11 protein-coding genes are annotated in these 16,246 nt (G+C 54.1%); 5 read left to right on the plus strand and 6 right to left on the minus strand.

Annotated features, from left to right (window positions below):
* Nucleotides 1-88: 88 nt before the first annotated feature.
* The 6 genes from prsT to HHJ17_RS18645 all read right to left on the minus strand — a co-directional run bounded on the left by prsT (nucleotide 89) and on the right by HHJ17_RS18645 (nucleotide 10,941).
* Nucleotides 89-2,863, minus strand: coding sequence for an XrtA/PEP-CTERM system TPR-repeat protein PrsT (gene prsT, locus HHJ17_RS18620; protein WP_296502265.1), 2,775 nt, complete (start codon nucleotides 2,861-2,863; stop codon nucleotides 89-91).
* A 37-nt stretch (nucleotides 2,864-2,900) separates the two neighbouring features.
* Nucleotides 2,901-4,262: a PEP-CTERM-box response regulator transcription factor gene (gene prsR, locus HHJ17_RS18625; protein ID WP_296502267.1), complete on the minus strand. Its 1,362-nt coding sequence runs from the start codon at nucleotides 4,260-4,262 to the stop codon at nucleotides 2,901-2,903.
* The gene (prsK, locus tag HHJ17_RS18630) at nucleotides 4,259-6,370 is read right to left on the minus strand and encodes an XrtA/PEP-CTERM system histidine kinase PrsK (protein ID WP_296502268.1); all 2,112 of its coding nucleotides are present in this window, start codon (nucleotides 6,368-6,370) and stop codon (nucleotides 4,259-4,261) included. The genes prsR and prsK overlap by 4 nt, the downstream gene beginning before the upstream one ends.
* A gap of 55 nt (nucleotides 6,371-6,425) precedes the next feature.
* Complete coding sequence (locus tag HHJ17_RS18635; RefSeq protein WP_296502270.1) at nucleotides 6,426-7,805, minus strand: TIGR03013 family XrtA/PEP-CTERM system glycosyltransferase; 1,380 nt, start codon at nucleotides 7,803-7,805, stop codon at nucleotides 6,426-6,428.
* Between the two features lie 233 nt (nucleotides 7,806-8,038).
* Nucleotides 8,039-9,283, minus strand: coding sequence for a pyridoxal-dependent decarboxylase, exosortase A system-associated (locus HHJ17_RS18640; RefSeq protein ID WP_296502272.1), 1,245 nt, complete (start codon nucleotides 9,281-9,283; stop codon nucleotides 8,039-8,041).
* 41 nt (nucleotides 9,284-9,324) lie between these two features.
* The gene (locus HHJ17_RS18645; protein WP_296502273.1) at nucleotides 9,325-10,941 is read right to left on the minus strand and encodes an acyl-CoA ligase (AMP-forming), exosortase A system-associated; all 1,617 of its coding nucleotides are present in this window, start codon (nucleotides 10,939-10,941) and stop codon (nucleotides 9,325-9,327) included.
* Between the two features lie 123 nt (nucleotides 10,942-11,064).
* On the opposite strand from HHJ17_RS18645, the gene HHJ17_RS18650 reads away from it, so the two are divergent.
* From HHJ17_RS18650 to HHJ17_RS18670, 5 genes are all read left to right on the plus strand, one after another.
* The gene (locus HHJ17_RS18650; protein ID WP_296502275.1) at nucleotides 11,065-11,316 is read left to right on the plus strand and encodes a phosphopantetheine-binding protein; all 252 of its coding nucleotides are present in this window, start codon (nucleotides 11,065-11,067) and stop codon (nucleotides 11,314-11,316) included.
* 6 nt (nucleotides 11,317-11,322) lie between these two features.
* A complete protein-coding gene (locus HHJ17_RS18655) occupies nucleotides 11,323-12,213 on the plus strand; it encodes a hydrolase 2, exosortase A system-associated (protein ID WP_296502276.1) in 891 nt (296 codons plus the stop codon).
* A complete protein-coding gene (locus tag HHJ17_RS18660; protein ID WP_296502277.1) occupies nucleotides 12,210-13,094 on the plus strand; it encodes a hydrolase 1, exosortase A system-associated in 885 nt (294 codons plus the stop codon). The genes HHJ17_RS18655 and HHJ17_RS18660 overlap by 4 nt, the downstream gene beginning before the upstream one ends.
* A 112-nt stretch (nucleotides 13,095-13,206) precedes the next feature.
* Nucleotides 13,207-13,914 (plus strand): hypothetical protein, encoded by a 708-nt coding sequence (locus HHJ17_RS18665; protein WP_296502279.1) that lies wholly within the window; start codon nucleotides 13,207-13,209, stop codon nucleotides 13,912-13,914.
* A complete protein-coding gene (locus tag HHJ17_RS18670) occupies nucleotides 13,857-16,181 on the plus strand; it encodes a GNAT family N-acetyltransferase (RefSeq protein WP_296502281.1) in 2,325 nt (774 codons plus the stop codon). The genes HHJ17_RS18665 and HHJ17_RS18670 overlap by 58 nt, the downstream gene beginning before the upstream one ends.
* Nucleotides 16,182-16,246 lie beyond the last annotated feature (65 nt).

Below are 16,246 nucleotides of genomic sequence, written 5' to 3' on the forward strand. Positions count from 1 at the left end.
TGCCATCCAGCTTAAGCCGTTGATTCATATTGACATAGCTTGTTTAGATTTCAAAATTGAACACCCAGTGTAAAAAACACCGACATCGCTATATGCCTGTCAAGAGGAGTGCGACATCTGCTTGAGCCGAGAACTTGTCGCCAAGTTTTTTAAGTTCCTCCAACTCTTTACGGGCTAGATTTTTTTCACCCCCTTTGACATAGATTTTGGCCAGGTTGAGTTGGAAAAAAGCATTTTTTGGCTGCAGCGCCAGTGCTTTAGTTTGGAGTTCTACGGCCTTTGCATAATCACCTTTGTCAGACAACAACATGGCCAGGGTGTCCATAAAAGCTGGCTGATTGGGCGCCAAGGCATTGGCTTTTTCAGCAAAAGCAATGGCACCCTCTTTGTTAAGTTTTGCGCTCACCCAAGCCAGATTGTTGTAAGCGACCGCGTTATTGGCTTGCAGCTTCACCACTGCCGCATATTTTTTCTCGGCCGTAGCATAGTCGCTCCGCGCAATGGCAACGTCGCCCAGATAAGACAGGAAGACGGCATCTTTGGGATGGTCTTTTTGCCAACTGGCGGAGAACTTGTCTGCCTCAACCCCTTTGCCCGTGCTTATCAAGACAGAGTGGAACTTAACGGCCAACTCGGAAGCGTTCGCATTTTTCAGGCCTGTCCGATAGGCCGCTTCAGCAGCGTCCCACTTCTTCTGCAGTGCGTTGATATCGCCCTCCAGCACATAGCCAACCGCCTCCGCAGGCCGTTGCTTCTGCACCGTGCGAGCCATTGTCAGTGCCCCCTGAAAGTTCTTTCCCTCCAGGTCAAGCATCACCAAGGCACGCTGCGCTTCCAGCAGGTCGGGCTTGAGCTCCAGCGCTTTGCGAAGGCTACCAACTGCCGCATCCTTATTTTTTTCAGCCATATGAACTTCTGCCAAACGCAGATGCGGTTGCGGTAACAGCGGCTGCAGACCGGCCAACTTGTTGTAAGAAGCAATGGCCTGGTTATAGTCGCCTGAAGCCTGTTGTGTGCGGCCCAGCGCGTCCAGCAATTCGGGGCTACCTGGCAATGCCGCCAATGCATTTTGGGCCGCGGACGAGGCAGCTTTGACATCCTGGTTACGCAAATTGAAGTCAATCAGCAACAAGTGTGGCAGCACATCCGTCGGACTGGCCGACACCGCTTTGCCAATAAGTTTGCTGACCTCCTCTTTGCCGGCCCCAGAGCGGGCCGCGAGTTCGGCAAGCGCCAACAAGGCTTGACTATTTTTAGGCTCCCGGGTCAACACGGCCTCAAATCGTTTTTTGGCTTCGTCCGGTTTGTTGTCAGCCATGTCCAGGCCAGCCAGACTGGCCACAGCCGGAAAATAGCTGGGATCAATCGCCAAAGCTCGTTCAAAGTTCTTTCTTGCGCCGGCGATGTCTTTTTTAGCCAGCAGGGTTCTGCCCCTCAATTGAGCGGCCAACGGCTTGTCCGGTTGCTTCTTCTCCAGCCCATCAATCGCTTTTAATGCCTTGTCAAAATCTTGACGCCTCAAGTTGACGCTGATCAGCGCCATGTCAGCCGTTGTGCCGGCGTCAGAACCGGCAATGCCCTGCAGCTCCTCAAAAGCCGTGTCCGACGATCCACTCATCAAATGACTCAGTGCCAAGGCGGTTTGCTTGCCCGCATCTTTAGGATTCTGCTGGGCCGCTTTCGTGAAGTACTCTTCTGCTTTCTTTGCATCGCCATTTTGAAGATAGACCTCACCTGCCACCGACAGCAACTCAGGATCCACTGTGGCCCGGCTCAGGCCAGGGAGCAAGGACGCCATCGCCTTCGCCGGTTGCCCCAAGCGCAGATGGGTCAGAACCAGGGCCCGACGCGCCAGGATCAGATCGGGCGCCGCCTGCATAGCCTGACTTAAATAGATCTCCGCCTGCGGCAGTGAATTGAGTTGAAACTCAACAACGCCAGCCAACTGCAAGCCAAGTACGTTAGAGGGCGCCGCTTTCAGAACCTGCTGCACGAGCTCTCTTGCCAATTTGAACTCTTTTTTCTGGAAGGCTGACTGGGCTTCCAGGTACAGAGTTTGCGGATGATTAGGGGCTGATTTCTTTAATTTCCCGATTTGTTTATCCGCTTCTGCCAGATTACCTTGTTGCATTAACAAAGTGATGGCAGCCGCATGACCCGCCAAATAATCCGGCTTGATTTCAATCGTTTTTCGATAGGCCGCCAAAGCATCGTTAGGCAGATTTTTTGCATACAACAAGATATCGCCTTTGAGCTTCCAGGCCTCATAGCTGGCAGGAGATTTGGCAATCACACTCTCTGTTATCGCCATCGCCCCATCAAAGTCACGCAGCCCAGCCTTTTGCCGTGCCTGCGTAATCAGGGCCGACGCATTGCCAGGCTCTGCCTGCAAGGCTGCGTTCAAAGCGGTCTGCGAGAGCTCCGGTTTGCCCTGCATGGCATAGGCCGAGGTGAGCGACATCTGCAGACTCGCTTTGGCGGAAGGCTGACTTAACTCGATTCTCGCCAATTCATCGATCAGCTTCTTGGCATGCCCTTGCGCCAGCAGGGCTTTAGCCAATTGAGGAACGACCATATCCTGGGGTTGTTTCAAATCAAGCGCCTTGCGCAGTTCAGTTTCAGCCCCCACGGGATCGCCACTATTCAAGAGTGCGGAACCTAGCAAATAGCGCGCTTCGGGCTGATCGGGATTACTCTGCAACACATTTTTGATTTGAATGACCGCTGATTTATTATCATTTTTTGCCAAATAGTCTTTGGCAGAAATGAGCATGGCATCAGGTTTTTCGCCACAAGCCACGAATAGAAGAGAAAGCAGCAAGGCCGAAAGAGCCACACGCGTATTTGCTTTTTTTGAATTCATATCTATACCCTGAAATTAAATTTCAACACGAAGAAAACTACTTCAAACCCAGCCGGTACATCAAATCGTAAAGCGTGGGCCGACTCACCCCAAGCAATTCAGCTGTCTTGACCATATTTCCATTGACGCGTCCCAGCGCCGCAATAACCGCACGCTTTTCGGCGTTGTCTCGAATCACCCGCAGATCGAGTGAACTGTCAATTTCATCCAGCGCAGAACTTTTGAAACCCAAGTCCTCACTCGAAATCTGGCTGCCGTCTGTCATGATGGTGGCGCGCTTGATGCAATTTTCAAGTTCCCGGATATTGCCTGGCCAGGGGTGGTTTTCAACGGCTTTGACCGCATCTTCACTGAGTGACATGGAGGCTCTGTTTTGTTCTTGTGCAAAGCGCCGCATGAACGCATGCGCCAACAAAGCGGGGTCCCCCACGCGGGCACGCAGTGGCGGAATATTGACCACGATTTCAGCCAACCGGTAATACAGGTCCTCCCGAAACCGGCCTTCTTTGCTAAGCGTATTCAAATCCTGATGCGTGGCGCAAACGATTCGGACATCCACCGGAATTTCTTGTCGACCACCAATGCGTTCTATGGTTCGCTCCTGCAAAAAACGTAGCAGCTTGGCCTGCAATGGGAAAGGCAAATCTCCAATCTCATCCAACATCAAGGTCCCGCCATTGGCTGTCTCTATTTTTCCCAGCGTCGTTTTGACGGCCCCGGTAAATGCCCCTTTTTCAAAACCGAATAATTCACTTTCCAGAAGATTCTCAGGGATAGCCGCACAGTTGATGGCCACAAATTTCTCCGCGCGCCGCGGGGAAGACTGGTGCAGACCACGGGCCAGGACCTCTTTACCGGTGCCACTTTCTCCCAGCAACATCACTGTGACATTGCTGCTCGCTACCTTTTCGATCGTGCGGCAGATGCGCAGCATCTCTGGGTCGCGCGTTATCAACTCTGACAAAGCATCCGGTTGATGCATGGACTGTAGCCGTCGATTTTCACTTTGCAGTTCAAACAGCCGGAAGGCGCGCTCCACCGTCAGGTTTAGCAATTCAGGCTCGAACGGTTTTGCAAAAAAATCATAGGCCCCCATGGCAACGGCACGCAAAGCGTTAGCCTGATCGTTTTGCCCGGTCAGGACAATCACCTTGATATCGGGGTCAAAAGCCAATATTTGCGATAGAAGGCGAAATCCTTCGGTGACCGAATCCGCATCTGGCGGCAGTCCCAAATCCATCGTAACGACCGCTGGCACGCTTTTTCGCAATTGCAGCAACGCACTTTCCCGATCATGTGCCGTCACTGAGTCGAACCGGTCAAGCGACCACTTGATTTGCTTTTGCAATGCCAGATCGTCTTCCACAATCAGCAATGGGCGCGTTTTATCAGTTGTCATGAGGCCTCCAACGAGTGAAGGTCTGATTCCTTCTGAATTTCAAACAAGGGGAAAAGCATCTTGACCGTCGTGCCCTGCCCTGGCTCGCTATCGACTTCAATTTTTCCGCCCAATTCCTGCACATACTGAAAGCTTTCATACGCACCAATTCCCATCCCCGCCTGTTTCGTGCTCTGAAACGGCTTGAACAGGCGATCTCTGACAAATTCGGCAGACATGCCTTGGCCGGTATCCCCCACCACGACTCTGGCCTGCCCCCTTGAGCGATCCAGATTGAGCCAGACGCGCCCATCGAGTTCTGTTGCATCAAAAGCATTCTGAACAACATGTCCGATGATCCGCTCCAAGCGCTCCTCGTGGCCACGCGCAACGACTGCCTCCGACAACTGAACTTCAAGCGTTCTTCCCCGGCCTGCCGCAACAGCCTCAATGCGCTGAATGATGCCACCCAAATTGACCCCGAATGCGGTTCCAGGTGGCGTGGCTCCTTCACGCAATTGCAACATCAGCTGCCGCATTCTGTCGAGTGAGTTCTCGACCGTCATCAGCATGTCTTGCTGAAATTCCGGGTTGTCACTTAATCGTTTGGCATTTTTCATCATCAATGAGAGCTGTGTCACGATGTTTTTCAAATCATGCACAACAAAGGCCGACATGCGATTGAAGGCATCAAACTTGCGCACCTCCAGCAGGGCTTCGGTGGCCTGCATCTGCGCTAAAAAGCTGGCGGCCTGCTGACTTGCCGTTTTCAACAGATCATTCACCTCCCAGTTCACATCGACACGCGTACGGGCACGGGCCAGTACACAGAAGCCAATCAGTTCGTCACTGACCATCAGCGGCACAATCAACCACGCTTGCGCCAGCTCCTGCAACCAGAGCGGCAGCTTCAATTGCCCGTAGCGTCGGGGGAAAGAACGGTACTCCTCCAGATTGATGACCCAGCCGCTGGTGGTCATGAATTGGCACAGCGGTGAATGGACGTCTTCTTTTTCCAGCGTTTGCGCCAGATTCCAGCGCGCCGTTTGACTGAAGGCTGCCTCACCCTTTGTTTTCAGCCAGAGTCCGCCAGCCGGGCTCTCCAACATGTCCGCCAAGCCCCGAATCACCTGCTGTCCCATTTCCTGTGGGGAATTTCTGGCAGACAAGGTGTGCGTGAACTTGAGCCATTCCTCACGGTAATCAAAGCGATAGCGAAAAAAATGCTTGCCTAGAAATACACGGAGCTTGGCGCGTACTGCGCCAGAAAGCACCAGCACCATCAAGAATACCAAGGCAATAAATACCAGTCCCAACTGCAGGGCACGCCCCCACTCGCCACCGAAGTAGCGAACGTAGTAGCCAACACTCGAGATGAAAACCAAATACAGGCCGGCAATCAGCAGCGTGGCCGAATGGAAAGCGGCTTTAGGTGAAAGTTTTATTTTTGAAATCCAGTCGCTGCGCCGCGTCATTGAAAGCAATAACAGCGGTACCACCAAGGTATGCACAACGCCCCGAATGCTGAAGGCGTCACCATCAAGGCGATTGAACAAAACAGCCTGCGAAAACAAATACAAATCAAACAAGAACGCACCGGCTAAACCAAGACACAAAGGCTTGATGTTCCATCTGGCGTCTTCTGTCGCATTTCGAAAAACCTGCTCTAGCAAAACCAGACCTAAAACGGGTGAAGCCATCGAACTGAGCATAATCAATCGGGAAGGATCCCCCAAGAGGCGCAGGCCCAGTGCAGCGAATGCAAGCGCCAGCAAACCAAAAAGCAATACGCCGACAATGACGGGCGCCATCCAGGCCATGCCCGCAGGCTTGTTTTCAGCCCGATTCGGCCGCAACAGGATCAATAAGAAAAAACACCAGAACCCGTACCGCAGCAAGTCAGACACGGCGCTGAACAACAAAAACAGCGCTTGGCCGGTAAACAAAAGCGTTAGCCCAAACCAACCCCACAGTGCGCTCCAGGTCACCGCCGCAAACACCATGATCTTGGACATTTCGCGTGCCGAGCGCCAATAGCCGAGTTGAATCAGGCGCAGAGAAAACGCCGAATAAACTAGGCCGACCAAGCCATAACTCCACGCGGTTAACACAAGATTACGACTGTCCATGGCTTAACAAGCGCGGTACCGGAACAACTCACCAACCCACGCGAGATCCATATGACTAAGCACCTTTACCCATGAGAACAACACCCACCGTTTCAAAAAGAACGATCAGATCAAGAAACAAAGTATGGTTTTTTACGTAGTAGAGGTCGTACTGAAGTTTCTCCGCCGAGTCTTCAACAGAAGCCCCGTAGTGATACCGCACTTGAGCCCAGCCCGTGATGCCCGGCTTGACGCTTTGGCGGACGGCGTAATAAGGTAGCTCTTGTGTCAGCTTGTCCACAAAATAGGGCCGTTCTGGCCGCGGTCCTACCAGACTCATATCGCCACCCAACACACTGAACAACTGCGGCAATTCATCAATCCGCAACTTTCGGATCACCCGTCCGACACGCGTAATCCGCTCGTCCGCTGTGGAAGCCCAACGCGGCTGGCCGTCTTTCTCGGCATCCGTACGCATGCTGCGAAACTTCACGACATTAAAAAGTCGTCCATTAAGGCCCACTCGTTCTTGCAGATAAAAAATGGAGCCAGCACTCTCCAGCAAGATCAAAATGCTCGTCATTACCATGACCGGCAATGCCAGCACAATCAACAGCGTGGCGCACACAATATCAAATAGACGTTTGACCATGGTGCGTATCAGACCCTGTTCAAATCCATCGCCAAAGATGAGCCATCCCGCTGACACAGAATCACGCCGAATCTGCCCCATTGTTTTTTCAAAGTGGGTGGCAATATCGACAACCCGGACACCGTGCAACTTGCAATCCAGCAATTCCCGCAAAGGCATACTGCCGCCTCGGCGTTCGCTCAAGGCCACCACAATTTCGTCGACCTGCTCTTCAATCACAATGTCTGTTAACGATTTTTTAGGCGACAAAAGTCCCCAGCCTGAAATATCTGACGTCGTCTCATTCGGGCTGGCGTAGTAGCCTACTAGATCAACATTAGGATCGGAATTCTTAAGCGTTCTGCCAACCAATCGGGCACGGTCTCCCGAGCCAAAGATGAGCACCCGTTGACGCATCATGGCTCGTGGCATAGCGTGCGCAACATAAATCCGATGGACCAGCATAAGGGCCACGGCGGCCACCAGCGCCAAGACAAATGCACTCGCATCTGCCAGTGGAAGAGGCGACAGCCGAAAGATTCCGTACGCTAACGACATCGATAAACACAAGGACAGTACCGCACGAGCGCGTGTCTGACCCACGGTACGGTGATGAACTCGCTGATAAAAACCTAGTCCCGCGTTAATGACCAGAATACCGACGGCCAACAACAAAGTCGTGGTCACGACCAGCGACGAAACGGACGAAGGATCAGCCACCTGCATCAAGATGGCCACCATCACGGTGACAACCACAAAACCCAAATCAAAGAATATTTGTAATAGCGTTCGCTTGTGAAAATAATGATTGAAAATTTTTATCACGGTCAATCTCCACATTTCCTTACTCAGCTTTGAGTCTGCGCTGAGCGGCAGGTACGCTCTTGATTTTTCTCAAGGAATTGAGAAAGACCCGGCGCTGGATTTGTGCAGGCAATGACGCTATAAAAAAGTGAATTGATGCGGCCTCCAAAACCAACAATGAAGGCACGCGATGTACCGAGGAGCGACGCCAGTCATCCGCATCATGTGGCCGAACAGCCCAGCCGGGTTTGGCCTTAAACGATCACCTCAACACATGCGGGATGGCCCAGGAATCCTTGCGGGCTGGCACTGGCACCGTAAGCCCCCGACTGGAACACCACCGCAAGGTCGCCTACCTGTGCCACGGACAAAGACATACGGTCGGCTAGCAGATCCAAGGGCGTGCACAAAGGCCCTACCACGGAGCAAGTCTCTTTGGCCAGCGCGTCCATCCTGGTGCCAATCGCGACGGGGTAATTTTTCCGCACCACCTGACCAAAGTTGCCGGAGGCGGACAAGTGGTGATGCAGGCCTCCGTCCGCCACCAAATACACCTGACCACGCGAGATCTTGCGGTCCACAATGCGGGTCACGTAAACACCGGCCTCACCCACCAGGTAACGGCCCAACTCAATCACCAGCGAAGATTCCGGCAACTCGGTCTGAGCGCGCTGGGCAAGGCGGGCCAAGTTGTCACCGATAGGCCCTAAATCCAACCTTTGCTCACCTGGAAAATAAGGAATGCCAAAGCCACCGCCCAGATTCAGAAAGCGCACCGGCAAGGGGGCGTCCTGCGCCAATCGAAGCGCCAGCTCGTAGGATTTTTGCTGCGCTTCACAGATCGATTCGGATCGTAAATTCTGCGAACCAGCAAACAAATGGAAACCTTCAAAAGCCAGTCCGGCGCGACCAATGTCCGCCAGCAACTCGGGCATCTGTTCCACATCCACCCCGAACTGCTTGGGACCACCGCCCATCTTCATGCCCGAACCTTTGAGTTCAAAGTCCGGGTTGACGCGCACCGCCACACGGGCCGGCAAGCCCAGTTCGCTGGAGATGGCCTCCAGTGCCACGACTTCACGGAATGATTCAATATTGATCAACACACGCGACGCCACCGCCTGGCGCAACTCGGCGCGGCGCTTGCCCGGTCCGGCAAAGCTGACCTCCTGCGGGTTGGCTCCGGCGTCCAGTGCAACCTTCAACTCCCCGGCCGAGGCCACATCAATGCCGTCCACCAAGCCGGCCATCAAACCCACCACGGCGGGCATCGGGTTGGCCTTCATCGCGTAGTGCAGCTTGACCCCCGCCGGGAGTGCGGCGCGCACAGTGGCCACCCGTCCACGTAGCAGCGCACGGTCATAGGCATAAAAAGGCGTTTGACCGACCCGCTCTGCAAGCAGTGACAAACGATCGCCGCCAACCACCAACTCCCCCTCACGCACAGAAAACTGGTTCATGGCGGCATGCACTGGCAATTGACGTTCGGTAAGTGACATGATTTGGATATGGCTTTGACGTCCAGATTGGCAAGCCGCACTCAGGCAGCCTGCCGCTCCAGCCGCTCGGTTGACAACAATTTGCGGTCGATCTTGCCATTGGGATTGCGCGGCAGCGGCCCTGCAACGACCTCAATAACAGCGGGAACCATGTACGCCGGCATGCGCACCCGGCATTCAGACATCAAGGCATTTAGGTCTATAGCCCCCGTCACTGCTGCCGGAGTAGCTATTACATGTATAGCATGCCCCAGCGTTGGGTGATCCACGCCAAAGGCCACACACTCGCCCACCAACTGGGTGGCGTACAACACCTCTTCCACCTCAGTCGGGCTTACGCGATAACCGGAGGTCTTCATCATTTCATCCCGGCGGCCAATGAAGTAAAAAAATCCTTCGGCATCCCTGCGCACCGTATCGCCCGAAAAAACTGCGTACTCAGGCAACGGCAAGCCCGACGGCCGACCTGGTGTGCCAACGGCTAATAGCTTGTAGCGCTCCGCCGTCTTGTCGGGGTCGTTCCAGTACCCCATACCGACCAGCGCGCCGCGATGAACCAGTTCTCCCGGCTCATCCGGTCCACAAGGAGAACCATCCTCCCGCAGCACCAGGATTTCAGCATTGGGTATGGCCTTGCCGATGGAGTCTGGACGCCGGTCAACCTCCGCTGGCGGCAGGTAGGTGGACCGGAATGCCTCGGTCAGGCCATACATCAGGAAGGGTTTGGCTTGGGGTACCCGCTGCCGCAGCAAGGTGAGCGTTTCACGCGGCATGCGCCCTCCGGTGTTGGCGAAATAGCGCAGGTGCTCACCAATGGCGGCCGGCCACTGCAGTTGCGACAGCTGAATATACAAAGGCGGCACGACCGTCAGGCCCGTGACGTGTTCCCGCTCCATCGTCTGGAGCACATCACGCGGCATCAAGTAGTTCAGTAACACCACCCGCCCGCCCGCATGAAATGCTGTTGTCAGCTGGCTAAAGCCGGCATCAAACGACAAAGGCAATGCAGCCAGCAGCGTGTCTTGCGCGTTGTTCTCCAGGTAAGAAGCCACGCTCTTGGCGCCGGCCACCATGTTGCGGTGCGATAGCACCACGCCTTTCGGCTTGCCGGTGCTGCCCGAGGTGTAAAGGATGGCGGCCATGTCGGTATCAATCACCCGGTGCCCGGAGCGAAGTGGGCTGCCGAGCAAGTCGCTCCAGAAGGTCACCCCAAATGGGCTTGCAACGGTCACGTCGGTCGCGACCGAGTTTGCCACCGGCGCAGTCACCACCACATGGCGCATGTCAGGACACTCGATTAAGGCGTCTCTCATCAAGGTGAACCGCTCGGGCGAAGTCACCAGTACGCGAACATTGCAGTCGCGCAAGATAAACGCCACCTGCTCCGGTTTGAGCAGTGGATTGACCGGCACAAACACGGCGCCAGCTGCGGGGGCGCCAAAACTGGCAATGACCGTCTCAAACCGCTTGTCAAGATAAATGGCGACCCGCGCACCACGCTCCAAGCCCAAGCCCATCAAGCCAGCGGCAAACTGCTGGACGCCCGCGTTCAGATCACCGTAATTCCAGGAGGATGCGCCACTGGTTAGCGCAATCGCCTGCGGCGTGCGCTCGGCAGCCAAGGCGATCAACTCAGGCAAAAGTGTGGATTCACTCATGAAAATAATAAAGCAACAGTGCTTGCGAAAACGCAAGCAGATGAACAGTGCGCCGAAGCCCCTAAAGGCGTTTGGACTCTAAAATATTTTTGAGCAGGCAATTTGCCTCCAAGGGAGTTTAGATTGAATATCACACAAACAGTAGTTCGTGTTCTTGATGAATCTCTAAGTTTGAATGGACGATCAGCCACATTCACACGCGATACCGTGTTGCTGGGCGCAATTCCTGAGTTGGACTCGATGGCCGTCGTTTCGTTGATCACGACACTTGAAGAACAGTTTGGGCTGGTGGTGGATGATGACGATATCAATGGTGCGACCTTTGCCACCGTTGGCTCGCTAGCAGACTTTGTCAGTAGCAAATTGGCGGCTTGAGCCCTCATGTCCGTGCAACAAGAGGTTTTTTTTCTGCCTGCGGAAACCGCCATGGATGGCCAGCGGTTTTGCCTGTTCTATCCGGCCCAAGGGCATTCAATTCGCGGCCTGGTTCTCTACATCCATCCCTTTGCCGAAGAGATGAACAAAGTTCGTCGTATGGCGGCGTTGCAGGCGCGTGCGCTGGCCCAAGCCGGCTACGCCGTGTTGCAGATCGACCTGCTGGGTTGCGGCGACAGTTCTGGCGACTTTGGCGAGGCCACCTGGAAAAACTGGGTCAGCGATGTGGTGCAAGGATGCCAATGGCTACAGCAAAAATATGCGACGCAAAACAGGAACCCAAGCAACGCGCCGCTATGGCTGTGGGGCGTTCGCGTCGGGTGCCTGCTGGCCGTGGAGGCGGCCAGCCAAGTCAACGAAGCCTGCAACTTTTTGTTCTGGCAACCCCCTGCATCCGGCAAGCTGCTGCTACAACAATTTTTGCGCCTCAAAGTCGCCGGCGACATGATGGGCGGCCAAGCCAAAAGCCTTATGGAGGGTATGCGCCAGCAGTTGGCGAGTGGCTCGGCCGTGGAGATTTCCGGGTACCGGCTTTCGTCTGAGCTCGCAATCGGACTTGAGCAAGCGGCCCTTTTGCCACCTGCCCATCAGGGACAAGCGCAGCGGCTGGAGTGGTTCGAGGTATCCCCGCGAGAAGAGGCCTGCTTGAGTCCCGTCTCATCCAACACAATTGCCCAGTGGCAGCAAGCTGGCTTTGCCGTTCGCAGCCATACCGTGCCCGGTCCCGCTTTCTGGCAAACCAGTGAAATTGAAGAAGTCCCGGCCTTAATAGAAGCAAGCATTGCCGCTATCTCTGCTTCTTTGCCAGTCGCCATGCACGACGAGGTCTGCGCATGAACTACACCGAAGAGGCAACACTATTTGCATGTTCGGGTGATTCACAGCTCGGCATTCTGGCCAAACCGGAAACACCGACGGATACCGGCGTCATCGTGATTGTGGGCGGCCCCCAATACCGAGTCGGCAGCCACCGCCAGTTCGTCCTTCTGTCGCGCACGCTGGCCACGGCAGGCTACGCGACACTACGGTTTGATTACCGCGGCATGGGCGACAGCGAAGGCCTGCAGCGGGATTTTCAGAGCGTGAGCGCTGACATTGCCACGGCGATTAATGCCATGCAACAACGCGTTCCTGCCGTCAAAAACGTGGTTTTATGGGGCCTATGCGATGGCGCATCTGCCGCCCTGCTGTACTGTTTTGAAACCCATGACTTACGGGTAAGTGGCTTGTGTCTTCTCAATCCGTGGGTCCGATCCGAGACCAGTCTGGCACGGACCCAGGTCAAGCATTACTACACGCAGCGCTTGATGCAAAAAGAGTTTTGGCTGAAACTTCTGAATGGGAAAATGACGTTGACGGCTTTAAGTGGTCTAGCCCAAAATATTCGTTTGTCGGCATCTGGCTCCGGCTGGCTGAAGACGGAAGATCAACCCTTTCAGCACAGCATGGCCTCGGCCTGGAACTGCTTCTCCGGACAAATTTTGTTGATCTTGAGCGGCGAAGATTACGTAGCCAAGGAGTTTCTCGATCATGCTCGTAACGACGCGGCCTGGATTGGCGCCATGGAACGTGCCAACCTCCAATGCAATGACTTAATTGGCGCCGATCACACATTTTCCAGCGCGGAGTCTCGCAAGCTGGCAGAAAACTTGACCCTCAACTGGCTCACACAGCAACTCACACCAACCCAACCTGTCGCTGACAGCGCTGCGGTCTGACATGGAATATCAGCGCTTTGACCCCACCGGCTGTGGCTTCCCCAGACCCAGGGTACCCATTCTTGCCCCGCTTACCAGGTCAGAAACTAACACGTCCAAAATAAAAAGGACCATGGGCCAGACCGGGCGCTTCTGTGTTGCCAGCCCGTACGAATTCTTTCCCTGCGAAGACGGCGGCCTTCTATGGCGCAATGAGGATGCGGTATTGCCGCATGACACCCGGCAGTCCACCCCAACGCTCGCACAGGAAGCCAAGGGGGTGTTGCGTTCTTTGATGAGCGCCCACAACCAGAAGCAGCCGCTCGAGGTCAACGCGGTAGACAACGAAATTCAAACCTTCACGAACACGCTCACCGCCCCAGGATGCGACGTACGAAAACAAGACCTCCACACGTCAGAACACTATGACGTCAGTGAAGATCACCTTGAGAGCCTGCGGTGGTCCCGTTGGATCATGCGCCACACCAACCTGGTTCGCCTTGCCGCTCGGCGACGCGAGAATTACCAGCGCTGGGGAAACACCGTCGCCCACCTGCCCCATTGCGCGCCACTGTTCCCACGCCTGCCCGTTGATTGTGTTCCCTACATGTTTCCACTCAGGTTAAAGCATCCTGAACTTCATTTTTTTGCATTGAAACGGCTTGGGATGCCCATGTGGCGCTGGGATGAAATGGCGGGTTCAGGCTGTCATATCGCTTCAGACTATCGCCTGAAAATGGTCCATTTACCCTGCCATCAAGAATTAACAGAGAAACAGATGGCGTGGATGACGACCGTGGTCAACAAGGCGATGCTGACGCTGTCACCAGGAAACAAATGATGCCCTACTCAAAGGTAAAACCGTCATTGGCGAGCTTGAGTGATCACGCTCCGGCACGGGATTTGTTGAACCGACGCCAGTTCAATCCCCAGCCCATGCTGGACAGTCATGTTGCGGATGGCGGACATCGTGTTGACGTCTTTCTGGATCTGGACGACCTCCCCCTTGATGTTCAGCAACTTTTTTCAAAAGCAGAACAAGAAAACGTCGAGTTTGGTCTTTCCTGGTATAGAAATCTTGTGTGCGCTGTGTACCCAAACAATGGCGATTTTCGCCTCTACGTTCTGCGGAAAAATGGGCGTCCTGTCGCTGTACTTCCAGTGATCGTTCAGAACAAGTTCCTGGGGCAACGTATTGCATCTCTCAGTAACTTTTACACCGCGATTTACGCTCCATTTTTCGAAATCGATGTCACTGCGAATGATGTGGTTCCGCTTGTCAAGGCGGTGCTCAAGGCCCATTCAGCCTTGGGTTCGCTGCAGTTCTCCCCGATGGACCCCGCCTCATCGGCGTACCACCTCTTGCTTAGCGCCCTGAAAATGGCCGGACTCCCCTCCTTTCGTTTCTTCTGTTTTGGCAACTGGTACTTGCCCGTTACCGGCGACTGGACCACCTACTTTAAAAATCGGGAAGGAATACTTCGAAACACCATTAAACGAATGGGGAATGGTTTTTCAGCAGCAGGAGGAACGCTGAAACTTGTGCAGGAAGGGGCAGAACTTGAACAGGGAATACAAGGCTATGAACATGTCTACGCCACAAGCTGGAAACAACCGGAGCCTTACCCCAATTTCGTCCCCGGTCTCATGCGCGCTTGTGCGAAGCGAGGCTGGCTGCGACTGGGAATCGCGTGGTTGAACGGCGAAGCCATTGCCGCCCAGATATGGATAGTCGCCAATCACAAAGCAAGCATCTACAAACTGGCGTACGACGAAAAGCATAAAAAATACGCGCCCGGAACACTCTTGACGGCCATGCTGATGCAACATACTTTTGAAAGTGATCAAGTGACGGAGGTCGACTATCTGATCGGGGACGACCCTTATAAACAATCCTGGATGAGCCATCGTCGCGAACGATGGGGAATTGTGGCGTACAACCCCAAATCAATCAGCGGATTATTGGGGCTGGGACGAGAAGTCCTGGGCAGATCGCTCAAACCATGGGTTAGTCGCTTTGCAACACCGATGCCCAAAGATAAGAATACAAGCCAACTGACCGTGCACAATGCCAATATTGGCTACCACTGGGAATTTTTACCTGCGACTGAATTTGCCAGCATCTCCGACAAGTGGCAAAGCCTGTGCGATCGAAGCATACGAAGCCCACTTCTCTCCGCTGATTTTATTGCACTTTCATTGCAGCATTTTGGACGCGGTGACGAAATGATCTGCTTTGCCGAAACACCAACAGGGCCTATCGCTGCCACGATCTTGCAGCGAAAAAATGGCGTCGTCTGGGAGACTTTTCAGACGAACCAAATGCCACTTGGACCCTGGTTGCAGCTCCCAAAATTAGAATTTTCAACCGTCTTGAAATCTCTCATGCGCGCGCTTCCTCTGCCAATAATGATGCTCGGCGTTGCCCAGCTTGACAGTCAGTTTTTCCCAAGGCCTGACGCGTCGACGCTGCTCACGCTCGACTCCATCACAACGGGGAAAATCGACTTGCCAGAAACTTCCGAAGATTACTGGAGATCACTGCCATCAAAGCCCCTTAGCGGAGTAATGCGCCGCTTGAGAAAGGCGGAAAAAGAGATGGGGCCTATCACCCTGACCACGCAGGTCGAAACGGATGCCGTCGATAATTTCATCAATATTTACGCATCCATGGAGCGTCGCAGTTGGAAAGACTCGGCTGGCACGGCGCTTACACCTAATGACCAACAATCTAAATTTTATAGCGCGCTGTTAAGACGATTCGCAGCGCATGGTCGCGCCCGCATGTATATATTGAAAATGGGGGAGCGGGCAGTGGCAGCGCAAATAGCGATTGCTGAAGATGATGTTCTTTATTTACTAAAAACAACGTACGAGCCCGACCTGATGAACCTGGGGCCGGACATCATGCTTCAATACTACATAACGCTTCACAGCTATGAACAAACTATGCGGATCAAGCGCATTGAATTCTATGGGCCGCTGAACCAATCCCAACACATGTGGATCACAGGACGCCGAACGATTTATCATGCAAATGCATATCGATCAGAACTCTTTACCACGGTCCACCGTCGCATGATGAAACGCCTGCCCCCTGCTGAATGAGGCGTTTTTCATCTCATCAAGAGCAGGCACGTTAACCACTCACAATGACTATAAAAATAGTACCG

This window comes from Rhodoferax sp. (genome assembly GCF_012927445.1).
Taxonomy (GTDB): Bacteria; Pseudomonadota; Gammaproteobacteria; order Burkholderiales; family Burkholderiaceae_C; genus Rhodoferax.

Bases quoted from the DNA above. Each gene is read 5' to 3' on its own strand.
- prsT (WP_296502265.1), bottom strand. From the start codon at position 2,863: ATGAATTCAAAAAAAGCAAATACGCGTGTGGCTCTTTCGGCCTTGCTG.
- prsR (WP_296502267.1), bottom strand. From the start codon at position 4,262: ATGACAACTGATAAAACGCGCCCATTGCTGATTGTGGAAGACGATCTG.
- prsK (WP_296502268.1), bottom strand. From the start codon at position 6,370: ATGGACAGTCGTAATCTTGTGTTAACCGCGTGGAGTTATGGCTTGGTC.
- HHJ17_RS18640 (WP_296502272.1), bottom strand. From the start codon at position 9,283: ATGTCACTTACCGAACGTCAATTGCCAGTGCATGCCGCCATGAACCAG.
- HHJ17_RS18645 (WP_296502273.1), bottom strand. From the start codon at position 10,941: ATGAGTGAATCCACACTTTTGCCTGAGTTGATCGCCTTGGCTGCCGAG.
- HHJ17_RS18655 (WP_296502276.1), top strand. From the start codon at position 11,323: ATGTCCGTGCAACAAGAGGTTTTTTTTCTGCCTGCGGAAACCGCCATG.
- HHJ17_RS18660 (WP_296502277.1), top strand. From the start codon at position 12,210: ATGAACTACACCGAAGAGGCAACACTATTTGCATGTTCGGGTGATTCA.
- HHJ17_RS18665 (WP_296502279.1), top strand. From the start codon at position 13,207: ATGGGCCAGACCGGGCGCTTCTGTGTTGCCAGCCCGTACGAATTCTTT.